Raw genomic sequence first — 18,358 nt, 5'->3', positions numbered from 1 at the left:
GAATTGTTCCTGGGTCACTTTATTAGGGGCTACATCGTATTTTATGCAAATACCAATTGTACCCAGTAGAATAATAATAATAAAGTGACAATCGTTGTTGGTGGCACAACCATCAAAGATAAACTTAAATAGTCCTTCCATGTTACATTTAACTTATTTGCTCTGAGAATATTCATCCATATAAGAGAGGCAAGTGTTCCTATAGGTAATAACAATGATCCCATATCACTTCCAATAATGTTTGCGAGATAAATAGTCTTAAGAGTAATGGGTTCAAGTCCCATTTCAGTTAGTGTTATGGTACCAATCATTAATGCAGGATGATTATTAAAAACGTTAGAAAGAATAGAAACTAATCCTCCCATAATAAAGCTCGCTTGAAATAGTCCTTGGTTTACAATAGGTTCGCAAATTTGAACGAGCAACTCAGTTAAACCTATATTGTGCAAACCATAAATAATTACATACATAGAAAAAGCGAAGATGAGAATATGCCAGGGGGTTTTTTTCAAGATATCAATAGGATTTGTTCGTAAGTGATACCATCTCCAAATCAGCAATACAAGCGAGCCGAGTACTGCAACTAGTTCAATCGGAACAGAAACATAAGATGCTACAAATAACAGACAACGTATGACAAAAACAAAAAGTAATATTTTCAGCATAAATTTAGTACGTTGTCGCTTTGTTTCTACATTAACACCTGTTTTTAATGGATGAAATTGTTTAGTAAAAAAACTTTCCTCTATTTCATTTGCAGAGTGAGGTAATTTTTTTGGCAATTTATTTCTAACAACCAAATACATCAAACATGACATAAACAATAATCCCAACGTCGCCGGGACAAACATCATGGCTGTGTGCATATAAAGGCTCATATGAACGATCTTTAAGGCGATCAAGTTCACAATATTACTTACACCAATGGGAGCACTGGATGCAGTTGCAATGAGAGCTCCACTTAATAGATATGGTATTTGTTGATGAGGTTTAAGCCTAAGATTTTTTAGCAGGAGAATTAAAATAGGGGTTGTTATTAAGATGCTTCCATCATTATTAAATAAGAGGGTCATTAAAAAGCATAACAATTGAATATTCCAATATAAACGAGGACCTGATCCTTTTGATAAACTGACAAGTCTTGCAGCTGACCAGTGGAAAAAACCGAAACTTTCCAATATGACTGCCATGACAATCGTTGCCATTATGGTAATTGAGGCTCCACCGATTTTACTAATAATATCCAAGATATCTTCACGTGATACGATGCCGAGTAGTAATATAATTGCGGCCCCAACCGATGCAGGCCAAGCTTCATTCATTCCATTAGGTCTCCAGAATATGACTAACATGGTCATTAGAAACACAAAAACCGTCATTACAATTTCCAAACTCATACATTAACATTAACCTTTCTTCAAAAGTATTTTACTTGAATGTCCGTTTTCATATATATATTCAATTCTATTAAGAAGGAACAGGATATTAGGGCATTAATTTCATGATTTAACTAAGAAATTAGAAAAAGACCTTCTGTAAGTTTTTGAACATACGGAAGGTCTTTTGTAATTCACAAATTATATTATTTCTATCACAAGTCTAACCGATTTTCTTTTTACTCTTCTTCTTCATAATCTTTGAACGCAGCGGACACACGATCAAATTCTTCATCACTTTCAATCAGGGACAATTGCTCATCATCTTCCACTCTTAAAAAGAAAACATCAATATCCCCTTCAGAATCTTCATCGATTTCATCGGCAAAAGCAACTGCAGCATATTCCACATCATCTAAAGTTAAAGTTCCTAATACTTCAATTTCTTGCTCTTGATCGTTTTCATCCATTAAGGTGAAAATATCGCCAACTTCAATTTTTTCCATTGTTCATTCTCCTCCTAATTAAGTTGAATATTTTCTCATTCTAATTGTATACCCATTTTCGCCAAAAAAACACACGAAACCCTTGATAGGATTTCGTGTTTTCTGGCTAACTCTGTAAACTTGTATTGCTTACAGTTGATGCCATTTTCTTATATATAATCGTGCCTGCGATTAGAATCAGCAAAATTACCTGACCAGTCAACGTTTCAACTGATGGATAGAAGCCGATGAAATTTATAACTGGTAAATTAGAAATAATATGTGTCGGTAAGACATTCGTCAATTGCAACGTGTGTAAACTTGCACCGATAATTTTAAAGGCCAATAGGTAAATGAATACAGTAGCTACACCAAAGAACAAATGCAGAGGAATCTTTTTGCTGGCTCTCGCAAAAAAGAATGCTGTCGCAACTAAAATCAAAATCGCAAGGACAATCCCCAATATGAAATCAAACGTCGACATTTTCGGGGCAATTCCCATATAAAACACAACAGTTTCAGCACCTTCTCTGAATACCGTCAGGAAACTTAAAAATGTCATCGACCATACACTTTGCATCGACAATGCGTGTGTCATTTGTTTTGAAATGTAACGGTTCCATGATGTGACGGTAGATTTGCTATGCAGCCAAATGCCAACTCCCAGCATCATAACTGCAGCCGCTATCCCGACATAGCCTTCCATTACTTCACGGCTTGTTCCAATTGTTCCCGACTGAAACAACGTGGACATCAATATAGCTGCGATAACACTCACACTGATTCCAGTGCCCGCTCCAACATAAATATAACGCTGCATATCTTGTTGACCTGCTTTTTTCAAGAAAGCTATGAGTGCCGAAATAATCAATAATGCTTCCAATCCTTCACGAAGCAAAATTAGGGCTGAGTCCCAAAAACTATACGTCGTGTCTTGTTGAATGAAATCTATTTGCTGCTTAAAGGAATCTAATTTACCCGTAATTGCAGATGCTTCCACATCGTCACGCAATAAATCACTCACAAGAAGAGGTATACCAGATTCAATTTCGCTATACAACCTGGCATTTTTCGTACGGATTTCTCCTTCAACACCTGGCCAAATTGTGATGAATTTTTTCAACGATTCGGCTGCCTGATTGTAGTTTCCTTCTTCAATAGATGCTTTACTCTCATCCAACAAACCTGTCAGCGTCGTCAGCGAATAGTTTCCCGAGACTTCCGCATTCTTCACTTTTCCTGCAACAAAGTCCTGAATCGTTTGATTCAACGATTCAACTTGTTCCTTTAACTTAGTGACATCGAGCTCGTCACCAGCTAAAGAAATTCGCATGAATGACATTTGTGTTTCAATTTGTCCGTATGCTGCGATATTCTGTTCGCGAACAACCCGCTCGTTTTTCGTCCATTTTTTCAGGAAGATGGAATAAGCCTCTTGGATTTCATCTTTATCGCTAGAATCGATTGCTGTTTTCAAATCGTTAAGAGAAGGCTCTACTGCCTTCAGAAAGGCCTCACGATTGGCTTTTTCATCTACTGGATTTTCAGATTTCTCATAAGCTGTCAGGGCTTTTGATAAATCCGTCAATGCGGACAATCGTTTCTCGCTGGTTGTTGCACTCGAAGCTTTTTCTAGCGCTTCATTTACATCCGCGGATTCTTCCCCTTCTGTAATGTTCAGTTGCTTCCAATCCGTTTGAAAAGTCTCAATCGCTTCAGTAGCTTTTGCGTCATCGTCATTTTTTGTGCTCATAATGGCATCAGTAATAGCGATATATAAATGGCCAAAAGACTGTGCAGCAGAGACGTTGTTTTGAGAAGGAACAACGAGCAACATAGTTACTAGACTAAGTATCTTAAAGAATGTTAAAAAGTTGCTCACCGATATAGCTCCCTTTTTGTATACCTGGGAAGCAAGCAAAGACACCGCTACCTCGATGGGTAATATATTCGTTTAGCATATCATCACGTCCCAATGCGCTTTGAATGTTAATAAACTGTTTAGGATTTTTTTGGAATGAAATGAATAACAAGCCCGCGTCATACGCTCCTGTTTCATCAATCAAGCCACTTGAGTAGGAGAAACCTCTTCTCATAATTCGATCCTTCACTTTACGAGCAAGCGCCATATGTGAATTAGCGGGAATGTGAGGATTTCCTTTTTCATCCTTTGCATTTAAATCCACTTCATCAAATTCCTTCTTGCTCCCGAGTGGTGCACCACTATCGCGATGTCTGCCAAAAGTTGCCTCTTGTCCTTGAAGAGAAGTTCGATCCCATGTCTCTAAATGCATTTGGATTTTCCGCACGACTAAATAGGTTCCATTTGTCATCCAGCTTTTCGATTCATTCGGCTGAACCCAAACGACTTCCTTCATGTCAGAAGCACTTTTCGGGCTTGGGTTAACCGTGCCGTCTTTAAATGCAAATAAATTTCGAGGCGTTTCTTTTTTGTTTTTTCGCTTAGGCGTTGAAGTGAATCCAGTTTGCGTCCATTGCAACGAGACTCTTCCTGACGCTGCACGCACTAAATTACGAACTGCATGGAAAGCCACTTGTGGGTCATCGGCACAAGCCTGAATACATATGTCTCCACCTGCGTATTTTTCATCGATTTGATCTTTAGGGAAATGTGGCAATTCTTTCAGTTCAGCCGGACGTTTCAAACCTAGACCTAGCTTCTGGTTATTGAATAATGATGGCCCTACTCCGAACGTTAATGTCAGATTAGAAGCATCCAATCCTTTTGACTCTCCGGTATCTTTAGGTGGCGTAAATCCACCTTTAGAAAGCTCCTCGAGCTGCTCCCCGTTCATTAAACGTACTGCTAATGGAGTCCACATCTTAAACAATTCCTGCAATTCGCTTTGTGATTGAACAAGCACATTCAACGAAGCAAAGTAAACGTGGGATGGTGCATCTGTCGTAATACCCGACTGATGCTTCCCGTAAAATGAAATCTTATTTGTCGCGGTCGAGTCGTCTTCAAATATTTCAAAGCCGAGTGCTTTCGCCACGTTCCCCATTCCAGAAGCAAAGACAGCCGCTCCAGCTGCACTTGCCCCTGCAATTTTCAACATATCACGTCTTGAAATTTTCTTCTCCAACCACTTTTCATCGTTTGAGGTCATTTTACTCACTCCATTATTATGCCCATTTGACTAAGCGGTTCGCCTAGTTGGTTAACAGCGTCTGATAACAATTTTGTATCCTCTGAAGTCAACTCTTCATATGAAACAAACCCATTGTCGCCTGTTTCGTAATTTGCCAATAGTTCATTTACTGCATCAAATTTTGCTTGCAAGTTCGTCGCTAATTTTTCATCTTTTGCTTCGATTTTTGACTCTAGGATGTGGAAAATTTCTTCCGCACCTTCAATGTTTGCTTTGAAATCATATAAATCGGTGTGAGAGAAAATTTCTTCTTCCCCTGTAATTTTAGAAGTCGATACTTCATTTAAAAGATCCACTGCCCCGGTCATCATCAAGTCTGGTGTTACTTCTACTGTCTCAACACGTGCACGCAATTCTTTTGCGTCTGCTAATAATTGATCAGCTGTTTCTGCGTAACCTTCTGTTGTGTTTTCTACCCAAAGGCCGTATTCGATTTTATGGTAACCAGTCCAATCTTCTTTGCCTTTACCTTCTTCTTCAAGGTCTGCCAGGCGAGCATCGATACGAGGATCTAAATCTCCGAAGCTTTCAGCAATTGGTTCCGAGCGCTCAAAGTACATACGGGCAAGCGGGTAAAGTGCTTTTGCTTCTTCAATGTCTCCTGCTTTTACTGCCTCAACAAATTTTTCTGTCTCTATGACAAATTGATCCATTTGCTCAATCGCAAATTCTTTATATGTATCAACTTCATTTTGTAAGTCTACAGTTTCTGAAGCAGTTTCTGAAGCCGCTTCTGGCTTCGTAGCTTCTTCTTTTTCTGTGCAGCCTACTAAAGAAGTGCTAAGTAGCACGAATGATAAAAACGTCACAATTTTTTTCATGATAATCCTTCTTTCTTTTTGTTTATCTACTTTAACAATGATAATCATTATCAATGAGAAGTCAAGGGAAGTTTATGGGATATCTTGAAGGAAACGTTGCATAATACATATTTGACATATAAAACACGAAAATCCCTGAGGATCTTCGTGTTCTCTGCAATCTTGGGCGTACTATACCCCTTCTTATTTCGTTACAGTTATTGGACCATTATCTGTTCTCAACTTAATCAAAGATTTCCCATTGCCGTACGTCACATAGTTGTCTTTATCACCAAAGATGTTCACTAATCCATTATCCGTTTTAGCGTCAATCCTTGTATTTTTCGGTTCAGATTCAGTTTTAACCTCAATGCTACCGTTGTCTGTTTCTAAATCAATCGGCCATTCTATCTTATTTGTAATCAAGGAGATTTTCCCGTTATCCGTAGAGCCATTAATTTCCCCTTGGACATGGTCCAAAATAATTTTGCCATTATCGCTTTCAACGTTAACTGTTTTGGCTTCAACTTCCTTAACTTGTATCTGGCCATTGTCTGTCTCAAGCAATACCTTCTCGACCTGTAAATTTTCTACCATGATACGTCCATTGTCACTCTTTACTTGGAGGTCTTTATATTGTTTTTCCGGCACATTGACAGTGAGTTTCAAGTCACCTGTATGAAAATTGAACAAAGATAAAAATCGACGTTTCTGTTTTAGTTGAACGGTAAGTGTATCCCCTTTTACATCTACATTAAAAATGTATTTCTTCTTTTTATTAGCACCTGTATATTCAACAGTGGCTTCTGAGCTTTTGGTCGGTACAATAATCACTTCCGCATTGTTTGTTGTAACTTCAATGTTTGTAAATGATGAATCTTCTTGAACTGTCTTATTGTCGCTCCCGGCAATCACTCTCATTGTATTGAACATGAACGTCATGCCACCTGCCATCACAATCAATAGGATTAATGAAATGACGAGTTTATTTTTGAAAATCATCGTGTGTCCGCTCCCTTTTCTTTATCTTGCATTAAACGTAATCTGTATGAATTCATTGCGCATTCTCCGAGTTGATCGAGCAGATTGTAATTTGCAAATGCACCAACAACCGCTCCTATACCAGGCAGCATTTGAAACATTTTCACTAAATCGATGTAATCACGGTATTCCTGTTGAAATTCTCGCCAGTCCAAGTCTGCGACTAAAGATTTCTGTTCCTCCCAGTTTTCAATAATACTCAATGTTTTTTTTCGTTTTTCTTCGCTTGAAAAGGCCAACAGAAAAATATGCAGGATAAAGAGACGTTCCTCTGGTTTAGTTGTATCAAATCCATACACAGATGCAGCTTCAAACAAAAACTTCATTTTAATGGATAACAGCAGTGGAAAGTCGGCAATTCCCAGAAGTATTCCCCCAGCACCTGTTCCCGCTCCTTCAATCGTCGCCGTTTTTCTAAATGTGGAAAGCTTTTGCTTAAATAGTTCGTCTCGCTCATAAAGACTTAATTCCGTTGATAACCGTTTTTTCGTCGTAATGTTCGATCCTGCGAGCGTTGCTTTCACCATGTTTTTTATGCTTTCAGTCATCACTTTATGAAATTTTTCTGGAAGAAGGCCATTGATTCTCGTCTGTGCATTCTTGGATACTCGGCTTATGAGACCGGATTGTCTTGTCATTTTCCGCTTCCAAATTATCAGTTCTTGTTCAACCTTTATCGTATAATCCACCAATTGTTCATCCCTTCTCTACTCACAATCATTTATATCATTCCATTAAGTTTAGCCTTTTCATCAAGTGTTCAAAATGAACCTAGGGAGTGTTTACTTCTACGTCTTGAGGCTTAGTAGCGGCTGAAAAACATCAAACAACAGTTTTAGAACCCCCCTCCCCTCCAATGAATAAATACACCCCAAAAACACATACTATATGTATGTCAAAAAAATAGGAGATTTAAAATGATATATAAATATTTTAAGGATTCTTCGGGCGAATATTTAGGAATTAGAGAAGAATACACATACTACGTGTTCATTCCTGTTAATAAAAATAATGAAGAAATAATTACGTTATTTGAGAATGCGAAATATAAAATTAACGATCATTATCAAAAAAATAAAGAAGAAATCCATCAAATGAAAATGTATTTAGATGAAGATCCAAGTATAGTAGACAGAATTAATGCGATTAAAAATTATCAAAGTATCTTTTCCATCAGTCACGAAAAATTCCTTTCTTCATACCCTGGTTAATCAATGAAAGCAGCTTGATGTTTTTCCGGTGTCTGAAGAATATCCGAATATGAGAAATAAATAACGTTATATCGTAGTTCAAGAACAGCTGAAATTGCATTTTCAGCTGCTGTTTTCTGTAAGTTGTGTTGATTCTATGATTATTGAAAGGATATAAAACACTTATGCAGCCGATGCTCGTTCTAGAAGCAGGTTATAAGGATCCAGTCGTTGTAGAGAAGCAGTACGGTCCAGTCGTGCCGGTCTTGCCGTATGATTCCGAGGAGCAAGTCATTGCCGAAGCGAATGACAGCAGCTATGTCCAAACGTCATCCGTTTGGGGCGAAGAAGAGCATGCGATTCGTGTTGCCCGGCTTCGATATCCGCCGGCGTGAAACAGTCAGGTATGGGCCGGGAGTTCGGTTCTGGCTCCTTCAAGGCTTATGTAGAAGAACACGTACTGACTGTTCCTAAATCAGGTGAGCTTCCTTATATTCCTGAATAAAAAATACAAAAAAATGGCCTTGGATTGTCCAAGAGCCATTTTTTCAATTTGATTTAATTTATTGAGACATCATTCTATTTTATAAAGTCGAAACCGAGCAGAACAAAAAAGACGATCGATATTCAGGTGGATTTTTCCTCGAATCCACTAAATAAACGTTTTCGGTTATTACCATTCCTACACTCTATATTTAATAGCTAGTCCTTTTAAGAAATTACGGGCGTATTTATCCCCGCACTCTTTATAATTCTTGTGTCCTTCTTTTCTCAATAAAGCGCCTAACTCGCCTTTTGTTACAGTGACGCCTGCGCTTTCTAATATGTCGAGCATATCCTCACTTGTTAATTCAAGTGCGATTTTCAACTTCTTCAGAAGAAGGTTATTCACTCTTTCATTGGTTATTGCAGGTCTTTCAGGTTGCCCTGGTTTCGGCTCTTGTTTTCCTCTTTTAAACGTAACAAATCCATTTAAAAATGACTCCATCATCACATTATCACATTTAATATTTTCTTCATTCTCGTCATCATCATAATCAATTTCATCATAATAATCGTCTTTAGATTTTGTGAGAATCAGCAACACTTCTTCTTTTGTAAATTCCATGCCACCTAGTTTAAATATCTCAACCATATCTTTATTTTTTATGTCCAGAGCATATCTTAGTCTGATTAAAATATCATTATTATCCATCAATAAACCTCCTGTCACATTGCCTGTTTATACGGCTACACGCATTCTATTTCACCCTTATGATAGCACAAAAAATTAACTTTAATTCAAATATCCCTATGCTTCACTCCCTTATATAGTTTCACCACGGAAGAAAAGGCCATCCACTAGTTCAGTAAACTGGTGAAAAGCCTTTTATAATCTTTACTACATTCATACATCGAATCTAGACTTAATAATAAATTTCAAAATGGTTAAAAACAGAGAAGTTTAGCTTAGCCCTTCAAATAGCAACACTCTTGCAGGTGAAGCGTCTGTACCCATTAATTTTAATGGTGCTGCCACCATAAAATATTGCCCTTGCTCAATTTCCTTTAAGCGAAGTCCTTCTATTATAATGATGTTATTTGCAAATAACGTTTTATGCGTTGGATGCCCTTCTTGGCTTCTTTCGATTCCAAGTGCATCAATTCCAATCCCTCGAATACCTACCTCAGAAAGATATTCTGCACCATCTTGTGCGAGGAAAATAAAATCAAAATTAAATGTTTCCTCAAATGAATTTTTCGTTTTTAATAAAACAAAATCGCCCTTTTGAATGTCAAACCCTTCTAAGTCCGCTTTTGAAACTCCATTTTCCACTTCAGTTAAATCGAATACTTTACACTGTCCTACAAGATTGTCTAATGGAATCGTTTCAAACGTATCACCATTAGTGACCATGTGTAGTGGGGCATCGATATGTGTTCCTGTATGTACGTCGAAATCAAGCCGTGTTTCAGTCACATATCCATTAGTTATTGTATTTAATTTTGGTTGTTTTTCCGGTTTGTTCTTGTACACGGTCATTCCTTCATAAATTGCACCTGTTACATCATGCATTTTCATATTTAATCAACCCTTCCACTATCCAATATATTTTCTAGTTATAAAGCTATCCTCGCATGTCATTTGTGAAATTGTCTAGTGAAACTGCTTTGTTCTCTATAAACATGGCTTAACTATAGGATCTATTAAATGATGTTGTTATTCGTAACTGAACTGGGAAGACCACGCAGTGAGGACGATGTTAATTCGAAGGTTTCTTTGTTCACTCAATTTCGCTTATGTATCTTAATTCCTCCCTTTATGAGCAAACTAAAGTATACTTTTATACACTATTTGTTTTTAATGTGCGTACTTACATAATTCGGATGAAGTTAGTATACTGAGAACTGATTATCAGTAATGGTTTAAACAAAATACTGATTGTAAAAGTTGGAGGTAATTGAATATGAGGAACGATAATCTCGAAGAAGGATTTGACCTGAAAGATCGTTTACTTGATTTCCAAGAAGAATGGTTTATGCAAGACATTACCTTTGTTTTATTTGGAGCAACAGGAGACTTAGCACAACGAAAATTATTTCCTGCTTTATATAATTTACACCTTGATGGTAAATTACCCGATACCATTTCTATAGTTGCTTTAGGCAGAAACTATTTTTCAAACGAAGAGTTTCAGTCCAAAGTGAAAAAAGCGCTTCAAGCATATTCTAGAAGAGCTGTACAACCATCTGGTTTGCAAGATTTTTTAACCAAATTTCGGTACTGTTCATTTGATGCGACAGACAAAGATTCCTATCAACATTTGCACGAGCTCATCGAAAACAGAGAAAATGAGTTAGGTATTCCACAAAACCGACTATTCTATTTGTCTGTTGCCCCAAGTCTGGTTGATGTTATTACGTCAAATCTTAATTCAAGTGGAATATGCCAAAACAAAGGATGGAAGCGTCTCATAGTGGAAAAACCATTTGGAAGTGATCTAGAGACGGCCAGACAATTAAATAATAACTTGAGCAAGACTTTCAGTGAAGATGAAATCTACAGAATTGATCACTATTTAGGAAAACCAATGGTCCAAAATCTTGAAACCTTAGTTTTGGCCAACCCAGCACTGAAATCATTACTAGATCGTAAACAAATTTCGAATGTCCAAATTACAGCAAGTGAAACTGTTGGGGTTGAAACTCGGGCTGATTATTACGATCGGGCAGGAGCCATTCGTGATATGGTTCAGAACCATCTTCTTCAGTTAGTTATGATGACAGCCATTTACCTTCCAGAGAAAATAACGGCAGAAGAAATTCGAGTGAAAAAGATGGAAATTATTGAATCTCTTCGACCAATCCTAAAAGAAAATGCATACCAGGATGTTGTCCGCGGTCAGTACGAATTTGGAGAGATTCAAGGTACTCCAGTTTATGGCTATAAAGAAGAGCCTGGTGTTGATGGTTCCTCAAAGAATGATACTTATTTCGCGGCTCGCTTATATATTGATAATCCATCTTGGAGTGGAATACCTTTTTATATACGCACGGGGAAAAGAATGAATGAGAAGTCTACACGGATTGTCATTGAGTTTAAGAACAAGATGAAAGATTCAGATGTGCTACAAGGAATCACTCCGAATTTATTAATCCTCGAGATTAGTCCAAACGAAAGTATTTCTTTACGGGTGAACATGAAAGATCCTTCTAGTAATCGTTTTGAACCTGCATGGATTAACTTCTCGACTAATTCGGAAAGTCAGCCGGAAGCATATGAACTTCTTCTATTTGATGCAATGCTCGGTAATGCAACCTTCTTCTCCCATTGGAAAGAAGTTGAATTATCATGGAAGTGGATCCAACCGTTATTGGAAGCATTTCAGGAGGATCTGTTGCCTTTATATTCTTATCCTGCAGGCTCAACAGGTCCAGATGAGGCAAACCAACTATTGCTGTCCGATGAAATTAAGTGGTGGTAGAAAAAAACAGTCAAAATCAAAAGGAGTGAAGAAATATGACAGTTTCATTTGATTTCACCAATGTTTTATCGTTCATGAAAAACAGTGAACTTGAAAATCTAAGTGAATTTGTAAAACAATCGCATAATCAAATTCACCAACAAACAGGACCAGGTTCTGACTACTTAGGGTGGGTTAACTGGCCACTTACCTACAATAAAGAGGAATTTGCCAGAGTGAAGCATGCTGCTAAACGAATTCAACAACAGTCAGACGCGCTCATAGTTATTGGTATTGGTGGTTCTTATCTAGGGTCTAAGGCAGCCATAGAGGCTTTAGCACATACGTTTCATAATCAAGTCAAAGAGAATACACAAATATATTTTGCTGGACATAATATTAGCTCGACCTACATCGAACATTTACTACAAGTGTTAGAGGGAAAAGACATTTCTATTAATATTATTTCCAAATCAGGGACAACTACAGAGCCTGCGTTAGCATTCCGTATTTTCCGCACGTTTATGGAGAAGAAGTATGGGAAAGAAGAGGCAAAGAATCGAATTTATGTGACTACCGATGAGAGCAAGGGTGCTCTTCGGAAGCTTGCGGTCGAAGAAGGTTACGAAACATTTGTTATTCCGGACAACATAGGGGGACGTTACTCAGTTCTGACTCCTGTTGGTTTACTGCCAATCGCAGTAGCTGGTCTTAATATTGACCAAGTGATGGATGGAGCAAAAGCTGCATACCACAAATATAATGATCCCGTTCTTGCTACAAATGAAAGTTACCAATATGCCGCAGTAAGAAATATTTTCTATAATAAAGGAAAATCAATAGAATTGTTTGTAAGCTATGAGCCTCGTCTGCACTTTGTAGCGGAATGGTGGAAACAGCTTTTCGGAGAAAGTGAAGGGAAAGATGAAAAAGGTCTCTTCCCAGCTTCAGTTAACTTCTCAACGGATTTACATTCGATGGGCCAGTATGTTCAAGAAGGGCGTCGTCTTTTCATAGAAACAGTTCTACAGGTTAAAAATTCTTCAATCGAACGTATCATTCAAGAGGACGTCGACAATATGGACGGTCTGAATTTCTTAACTGGAAAAACAATGGATGAAGTGAACAAAAAGGCAGCACTCGGAACTACCCTCGCTCACATCGATGGAGGTGTTCCAAATTTGTTAATAGAGCTAGACGAACTCAATGAATTCACCTTTGGGGAAATGGTCTATTTCTTCGAAAAAGCTTGTGCAATAAGTGGAACTTTACTCGGTGTAAATCCATTTGACCAGCCAGGAGTTGAAGCTTACAAAAATAATATGTTTGCGTTACTTGGCAAAGATGGTTTCGAAAAAGAAAAAGAAGAACTAGAGAACCGCCTATCCATATTAGGTTAAAAGGAATGAGGTAAGGATATGATGAAACAACAAATCGGTGTTATTGGTTTAGGCGTGATGGGATTGAATCTTGCGCTCAATATGGAAAGTAAAGGCTTTTCGGTATCTGTCTATGATTACTGGACAGATAGAACAGAAGAATTATCCAACAAAGAAGCGAAAGATAAAAATATTCACGGTACTTACAGCATAGAAGATTTCGTCGCTTCTTTAGAAGCACCACGCAAAATATTATTGATGGTTAAAGCTGGAGATACAACGGATACGGTCATTGAGTCTCTTATCCCTCACCTTCAACAAGGCGATATTATTATGGACGGCGGAAATTCATTCTTTGAAGATACGAATAGACGTACAGCTAACTTAAAAGAAGTAGGTCTACATTTCATTGGTGCCGGAGTTTCGGGTGGAGAAGAAGGAGCTCGTAACGGCCCTTCTATTATGCCAGGCGGATCGAAAGAAGCTTATGAACAGGTTGAACCAATTCTTAATGCCATTTCTGCTAAAGTAGATGGTACTCCTTGCAGTACCTACATGGGACCTGATGGGGCAGGACATTATGTGAAGATGGTTCATAACGGAATTGAGTATGGAGATATGCAACTGATCTCTGAAGCTTATTTCATCATGAAACATGCTCTTGGTCTTTCAACTCAGGAATTGCATGAAATATTTGCCGAGTGGAACAAAGGCGAGCTTGATAGCTATCTTATCGAAATCACTGCGGACATTTTCACTAAGATCGATGAAGAAAGCGGAAATCCACTCGTTGATCAGATTTTAGATGTTGCCGGCCAAAAAGGGACAGGAAAATGGACAAGTCAAAATGCTCTGGATTTGGGTGTTTCTCTCCCAATCGTTACAGAGTCCGTATTTGCACGATTTATTTCTTCTGTTAAGGAAGAGCGCGTTGCAGCAAGCAAAATTCTTAAAGGCCCTGAGTCGAAAAAGTATGCAGGGGATTCAAAAGAATTGATTGAAGCGATTCGTAAAGCTTTGTATATGAGCAAAATTTGTTCATATGCACAAGGATTTGCCCAAATGCGTGCAGCATCCGAGGAGTATGGTTGGAACATTCCTTATGGGGATGTAGCTATGATTTTCCGCGGAGGTTGTATCATTCGTGCACAGTTCTTACAAAAGATTAAAGAAGCTTTTGACAAGAACAGCGACTTGCCTAACCTATTAGTTGATCCGTACTTCCAAGAAATCGTAGGAGAATATCAGAGTTCCCTTCGCGAAGTACTAGGCTTAACAATTCAACAAGGCATTCCAACGCCTGCTTTCTCAAGTGCATTAGCTTACTATGATAGCTATCGTACTGAGACATTGCCAGCCAATCTTATCCAAGCACAGCGCGATTACTTTGGTGCACATACCTACCAACGTACAGACAAAGATGGCGTATTCCATACTGAATGGTCAGCTAAATAATGATAAACAAAAAGCATCTGTTGCCGAAACAACTCAGAATCGTTTCGGCAGCTGATGCTTTTTCATGTCGATTGTACGTTTTATGCGAAAACAAAAAAATGCCCGTAAAGACATTCTGAGTTTTAAAATATTTTATTAGAATGTCAATTCAACTGAAATCCGCTCTTTACCACTACTTTCGTAGATTTCTCCATTCCCCAAAACAACTTCGAATGGTGAATCTTTTTCATTAACTTCTTTTAAATGAATGACTACATCCCAAACGACTATATCCCAATATCCTGTGATTGCAACAGGGAGAGCAATTTGATCACCATTCTTAAATTTAAGAATCACCTTCACCTTTTTCTCCCCCCCTCCCGTTTTACTATTATTCTACGTAAGGATATCGATTTTATTTAGGTAAACAAAGAAAACGCCCAGGTGGACGTCCTCTAAGTCGTGTGATTTCAACACTTTTTCCATTTTTTATGGTTTAACATAATAGAGCATCATTAAAGATATTTCACCTCTGAAAAGTTTTTAATAAGTAGGGATTCATCTATATGATTCCCTGTTCTCTTATCAACAACTTTTCTCCAAATTTCATTTTCCCGAAAATTTTTGCCGCTAATTTTTAGAAATCTATGGTTTCTCTCCTGAATATGATAAGAAAATCTCCATTCTTTATTAGTAGAAATTGTCCCTTTTAAATGATTACTTGTTACCCAAATTCTAATTTGGAAAGATTGATTAGTTGGATTTCTAAATCTTAAATCTATGTAATTGTAAAACACACTTGCACCACTTCCAAAAGGAAGAACTCTTCCCTCGTCAGGAAAGGGGTCAAAGCTATGATGGTGTCGTTCTGTTACTTCTAAGGGGGTATGAAGAACCATCCAATAAAGAAGATTTGCTAGTTGACAAATTCCACCTCCGACACCTGTTTTAACTTCACCCATTGAAAGTTGCATCCCCTCAATATATCCTTTTCTCTTAGTTGTTTTTCCGACTAATTCCCAAAAAGAAAAAACTTCTCCAGGATTTATTATGATGCCGTCAATTTTACTAGCTGCCAGTTTTAGATTAGTGATTTTATTTTCTTGGAGCTGTGGATCACTATTTCCTAATTTTCTTCTTAAGAGTGATTGGTGTTTCTTACAAGTAAATGGATAAGTATCCATTCCATAATTTTTAGCAAATCTCCTTTTATCCTTTATATTTCGAACATATCGGAAAAGCCGCTTTTGGCTTATTCTGAGACGATAAAATATAGGATGTATTTCCGATATTCTCATGTTCCCCCACCTCTGGTCCTTAAAGATGAATTTTTTAATATTCTATTCTCTGTTATTCAACGAAAGCACCAGTTAGTTGAAGAAATCATTCCTTATTGACAAACCTATAGACTTCTTCAGCTGAACTACTGGTTAGTGTGTAAATAGTGGTCGTGTCTTTTCTATTCATAATCGTTCCTGCTTCTTCCGTTATCCAAAGTGAGTAAAACTCTTCATCAAAACTAAAGCTATACATTGGATTTGCCATATTAGCAATACCAGGTACCTTTTTTGAATTGTTTACTGCTCTTTCAAAAATTCCTATTTCTTCTGCACCTTTTAGTTCTAAATGTCTCTTCTTAATGTCAGAGTTTGCACCAGAATTACTTTCAGCCGCTACTCCACTTATTTCATTCTTTGATTCTTGAGAACAACCGAATAATGCAAAACCAATTATGGCAAATAATATAAGTATTTTTTTCATAATTCTCCCCCCTTTAATTAGACAGTAATTTTATAACAAAGTTACAAAATTTTCTTTATACTAACCGTCGCCGGGTTGATTCTGCGCTCCCCACAAAAAAATAATCCGGAACAGGTAGCGAGGGATGCCTGTTCCGGAACATGGTTAAAAATTATTGCCAGCTGACCGTGCCGATGCGGTCAATCTTGAATTGCATAGAACCCGTCGGCTGGATATAGAAATACATCAAGTTTTCACCGTTTACAAGTGGGCCTTTATAGCCTGGGGCAAGTTGGGCAGTGAATTTAACCAGGAATTCCACTTGGTTGTCGCTGCGGTTTACTTCAGTCATTTTTTGGAATTCGACTTTTTTGATGCCTTTTCTGAATTCTTCCACATTGAATGTGGAAGAGGCCAGGAATTGTTCTTTTACTACTTTGGCATCAACCAGCAGATAATTGAAGAAGATGAAAGCAGGATTCACATTGCCAGGAATGTCGAGATCACAGTATGGCGCTTTGCTTACTCTCCACCCCGCCTTGTCTTCGAACTGGTATTCGACGATGTACATAAGCACATCACCTGATTCGCCAAATGGCACAGTTACGCGATAGAACTTCGTGTCTTTCACGGTTTTTATGAATTCGACTTTTGATTTTGCCCATTGAGCCATCGAACCTCCGTCCGCTTCCAATTGCGCGAGTTTGCCTTTGTATTCGATGATTCCACGCTCTTTGAAGAATTGCTCTGCAAGGGCAGGCGTCATGGATTGTTTCAAGTAAGCTATCAGTTCATATTTCGTGTCTATGTCGCTGGATAGATAACGGTAAGTTTTACCGTCGTGGCTGAATGTTTTGTATTCGCCTTCACGGTAAGCACCGCCCTTTTGGATATAACTTTCCGCTTTACCATATTTCGTTGCCAGGTCCAAAGCTAGTGCATCGTTCATGACATTGTTGATATCAAGTATAGGTTCCTTGCTAATCCGCCATCCGATTTTTTTGGTGTATTTATACTCCACGATATAGCTTTGCGTGGTCTTTGAATCCCCAACAGGAACCGTCAAACGAAATACTTTTGACTTGCTTTCGGATTTGATTAGTTGAGCTTTGGCTTTTGTCCAGTTAAGCAAAGAACCACCATCAGCCTCGACTTGCGCAAGTTTTCCATTGTATGAAATAATCCCTTGGTTTTTGATGAATTGTTCTGCTGCAGCTGGTTCAAGTGATTTCCCAAGCAGGGCGAGCAGCTCTTTTTTCGTATCAATTGAAGAGGACAGATAACGGTACGTCTTTCCATTTTGCTTGAATGTTTTGTACTCGCCGTTTTTATAATCCCCACCACGCTGTACATACGCCGAAGTTTTGCTCCATTCCACTGCAAGACTTACTGCTTGGTTTGTTGTGAAATCAATCTTCTTATTGTGAACTGGCTGTATGATTTTTGAGTATTCAGTGGCTGATGCAACATTATTTTGAAACAATGGGACGATGGTCAATGCAGCTGTTAATCCGAGACATAACATTGTTTTCCCTTTTTTCATCTTTAATTTTACCCCCATTTTTTGTTTTTATTACCAACATTTTCTTAGACGAAAAATGCTGGCATACAGTTTCACTAAATAAAAAAAATTTTGATATTTCTAATTTTCCGATCTCATTTCAAACGTTCTAGCTCTGGAAATAATGACTGAGATAGGAACAGATCTCGACGGTAACGAAAGCTTTTTATGGAAAATGGCCATGTCACAAAGCTGAAGACGCAACGAAAATTGTCTATTTGTACGTTACGAAAGA

18 protein-coding genes are annotated in these 18,358 nt (G+C 38.0%); 5 read left to right on the top strand and 13 right to left on the bottom strand.

The features are described from left to right. Nucleotides 1-41: 41 nt before the first annotated feature. The 7 genes from MHH33_RS03150 to MHH33_RS03120 all read right to left on the bottom strand — a co-directional run bounded on the left by MHH33_RS03150 (nucleotide 42) and on the right by MHH33_RS03120 (nucleotide 7,567). Nucleotides 42-1,397, bottom strand: a complete 1,356-nt coding sequence (locus tag MHH33_RS03150; protein ID WP_342542916.1) for an arsenic transporter — start codon at nucleotides 1,395-1,397, stop codon at nucleotides 42-44. Between the two features lie 218 nt (nucleotides 1,398-1,615). After that, the gene (locus MHH33_RS03145) at nucleotides 1,616-1,882 is read right to left on the bottom strand and encodes a DUF1292 domain-containing protein (protein ID WP_016429449.1); all 267 of its coding nucleotides are present in this window, start codon (nucleotides 1,880-1,882) and stop codon (nucleotides 1,616-1,618) included. Between the two features lie 106 nt (nucleotides 1,883-1,988). Continuing rightward, nucleotides 1,989-3,743, bottom strand: a complete 1,755-nt coding sequence (locus tag MHH33_RS03140) for an FTR1 family protein (protein ID WP_342542915.1) — start codon at nucleotides 3,741-3,743, stop codon at nucleotides 1,989-1,991. After that, nucleotides 3,718-4,992 carry an iron uptake transporter deferrochelatase/peroxidase subunit gene (gene efeB / locus MHH33_RS03135; RefSeq protein ID WP_342542914.1) on the bottom strand — a complete coding sequence of 425 codons (1,275 nt, stop codon included), beginning with the start codon at nucleotides 4,990-4,992 and terminating at the stop codon, nucleotides 3,718-3,720. Before efeB ends, MHH33_RS03140 begins: the two co-directional genes overlap by 26 nt. A gap of 5 nt (nucleotides 4,993-4,997) precedes the next feature. Then, nucleotides 4,998-5,855, bottom strand: a complete 858-nt coding sequence (gene efeO, locus MHH33_RS03130) for an iron uptake system protein EfeO (RefSeq protein ID WP_342542913.1) — start codon at nucleotides 5,853-5,855, stop codon at nucleotides 4,998-5,000. Between the two features lie 183 nt (nucleotides 5,856-6,038). Beyond that, nucleotides 6,039-6,836 (bottom strand): DUF4097 family beta strand repeat-containing protein, encoded by a 798-nt coding sequence (locus MHH33_RS03125; RefSeq protein ID WP_342542912.1) that lies wholly within the window; start codon nucleotides 6,834-6,836, stop codon nucleotides 6,039-6,041. Further along, entirely contained in the window at nucleotides 6,833-7,567 is a 735-nt protein-coding gene (locus tag MHH33_RS03120) for an EcsC family protein (protein ID WP_342542911.1), read from the bottom strand. The genes MHH33_RS03125 and MHH33_RS03120 overlap by 4 nt, the downstream gene beginning before the upstream one ends. Nucleotides 7,568-7,792: 225 nt before the next feature. On the opposite strand from MHH33_RS03120, the gene MHH33_RS03115 reads away from it, so the two are divergent. Next, nucleotides 7,793-8,086, top strand: a complete 294-nt coding sequence (locus MHH33_RS03115) for a hypothetical protein (RefSeq protein WP_016429455.1) — start codon at nucleotides 7,793-7,795, stop codon at nucleotides 8,084-8,086. A 143-nt stretch (nucleotides 8,087-8,229) separates the two neighbouring features. Further along, nucleotides 8,230-8,460 carry an aldehyde dehydrogenase family protein gene (locus MHH33_RS03110; RefSeq protein WP_342542910.1) on the top strand — a complete coding sequence of 77 codons (231 nt, stop codon included), beginning with the start codon at nucleotides 8,230-8,232 and terminating at the stop codon, nucleotides 8,458-8,460. Nucleotides 8,461-8,747: 287 nt separating this feature from the next. On the opposite strand, the gene MHH33_RS03105 is transcribed toward MHH33_RS03110, so the two are convergent. Further along, nucleotides 8,748-9,260, bottom strand: coding sequence for a DUF1456 family protein (locus MHH33_RS03105; RefSeq protein WP_016429457.1), 513 nt, complete (start codon nucleotides 9,258-9,260; stop codon nucleotides 8,748-8,750). 249 nt (nucleotides 9,261-9,509) lie between these two features. Continuing rightward, nucleotides 9,510-10,127: a cyclase family protein gene (locus MHH33_RS03100; protein WP_342542909.1), complete on the bottom strand. Its 618-nt coding sequence runs from the start codon at nucleotides 10,125-10,127 to the stop codon at nucleotides 9,510-9,512. 457 nt (nucleotides 10,128-10,584) lie between these two features. Between MHH33_RS03100 and zwf the strand changes: the two genes are divergently transcribed. The 3 genes from zwf to gndA are packed head-to-tail and all read left to right on the top strand — an operon-like array spanning nucleotide 10,585 to nucleotide 14,843. Beyond that, on the top strand, nucleotides 10,585-12,030 hold the full coding sequence (zwf, locus tag MHH33_RS03095) for a glucose-6-phosphate dehydrogenase (RefSeq protein WP_342543720.1): 1,446 nt from the start codon (nucleotides 10,585-10,587) through the stop codon (nucleotides 12,028-12,030). 35 nt (nucleotides 12,031-12,065) lie between these two features. Then, a complete protein-coding gene (locus tag MHH33_RS03090) occupies nucleotides 12,066-13,409 on the top strand; it encodes a glucose-6-phosphate isomerase (RefSeq protein ID WP_342542908.1) in 1,344 nt (447 codons plus the stop codon). A gap of 18 nt (nucleotides 13,410-13,427) precedes the next feature. Next, nucleotides 13,428-14,843 carry an NADP-dependent phosphogluconate dehydrogenase gene (gndA, locus tag MHH33_RS03085; protein ID WP_342542907.1) on the top strand — a complete coding sequence of 472 codons (1,416 nt, stop codon included), beginning with the start codon at nucleotides 13,428-13,430 and terminating at the stop codon, nucleotides 14,841-14,843. Between the two features lie 135 nt (nucleotides 14,844-14,978). Here the strand turns inward: gndA and MHH33_RS03080 are convergent, their stop codons facing one another. The 4 genes from MHH33_RS03080 to MHH33_RS03065 all read right to left on the bottom strand — a co-directional run bounded on the left by MHH33_RS03080 (nucleotide 14,979) and on the right by MHH33_RS03065 (nucleotide 18,105). Then, on the bottom strand, nucleotides 14,979-15,185 hold the full coding sequence (locus tag MHH33_RS03080; RefSeq protein WP_342542906.1) for a hypothetical protein: 207 nt from the start codon (nucleotides 15,183-15,185) through the stop codon (nucleotides 14,979-14,981). A gap of 152 nt (nucleotides 15,186-15,337) precedes the next feature. Continuing rightward, complete coding sequence (locus MHH33_RS03075) at nucleotides 15,338-16,006, bottom strand: VanW family protein (protein ID WP_342542905.1); 669 nt, start codon at nucleotides 16,004-16,006, stop codon at nucleotides 15,338-15,340. Between the two features lie 199 nt (nucleotides 16,007-16,205). Beyond that, on the bottom strand, nucleotides 16,206-16,583 hold the full coding sequence (locus tag MHH33_RS03070; protein ID WP_342542904.1) for a hypothetical protein: 378 nt from the start codon (nucleotides 16,581-16,583) through the stop codon (nucleotides 16,206-16,208). Between the two features lie 151 nt (nucleotides 16,584-16,734). After that, on the bottom strand, nucleotides 16,735-18,105 hold the full coding sequence (locus MHH33_RS03065) for a DL-endopeptidase inhibitor IseA family protein (RefSeq protein ID WP_342542903.1): 1,371 nt from the start codon (nucleotides 18,103-18,105) through the stop codon (nucleotides 16,735-16,737). Nucleotides 18,106-18,358 lie beyond the last annotated feature (253 nt).

It is taken from the genome of Paenisporosarcina sp. FSL H8-0542, from assembly GCF_038632915.1.
Lineage (GTDB): Bacteria > Bacillota > Bacilli > Bacillales_A > Planococcaceae > Paenisporosarcina.
This window is presented reverse-complemented; position numbering and strand designations above follow the sequence as displayed.

Excerpts from the sequence above, each read along its gene's own strand:
- MHH33_RS03150 (WP_342542916.1), bottom strand. The coding sequence starts at position 1,397 with ATGAGTTTGGAAATTGTAATGACGGTTTTTGTGTTTCTAATGACCATG.
- MHH33_RS03145 (WP_016429449.1), bottom strand. The coding sequence starts at position 1,882 with ATGGAAAAAATTGAAGTTGGCGATATTTTCACCTTAATGGATGAAAAC.
- efeB (WP_342542914.1), bottom strand. The coding sequence starts at position 4,992 with ATGACCTCAAACGATGAAAAGTGGTTGGAGAAGAAAATTTCAAGACGT.
- efeO (WP_342542913.1), bottom strand. The coding sequence starts at position 5,855 with ATGAAAAAAATTGTGACGTTTTTATCATTCGTGCTACTTAGCACTTCT.
- MHH33_RS03125 (WP_342542912.1), bottom strand. The coding sequence starts at position 6,836 with ATGATTTTCAAAAATAAACTCGTCATTTCATTAATCCTATTGATTGTG.
- MHH33_RS03115 (WP_016429455.1), top strand. The coding sequence starts at position 7,793 with ATGATATATAAATATTTTAAGGATTCTTCGGGCGAATATTTAGGAATT.
- MHH33_RS03105 (WP_016429457.1), bottom strand. The coding sequence starts at position 9,260 with ATGGATAATAATGATATTTTAATCAGACTAAGATATGCTCTGGACATA.
- MHH33_RS03100 (WP_342542909.1), bottom strand. The coding sequence starts at position 10,127 with ATGAAAATGCATGATGTAACAGGTGCAATTTATGAAGGAATGACCGTG.
- zwf (WP_342543720.1), top strand. The coding sequence starts at position 10,585 with ATGCAAGACATTACCTTTGTTTTATTTGGAGCAACAGGAGACTTAGCA.
- MHH33_RS03090 (WP_342542908.1), top strand. The coding sequence starts at position 12,066 with ATGACAGTTTCATTTGATTTCACCAATGTTTTATCGTTCATGAAAAAC.
- gndA (WP_342542907.1), top strand. The coding sequence starts at position 13,428 with ATGATGAAACAACAAATCGGTGTTATTGGTTTAGGCGTGATGGGATTG.
- MHH33_RS03075 (WP_342542905.1), bottom strand. The coding sequence starts at position 16,006 with ATGGATACTTATCCATTTACTTGTAAGAAACACCAATCACTCTTAAGA.
- MHH33_RS03070 (WP_342542904.1), bottom strand. The coding sequence starts at position 16,583 with ATGAAAAAAATACTTATATTATTTGCCATAATTGGTTTTGCATTATTC.
- MHH33_RS03065 (WP_342542903.1), bottom strand. The coding sequence starts at position 18,105 with ATGAAAAAAGGGAAAACAATGTTATGTCTCGGATTAACAGCTGCATTG.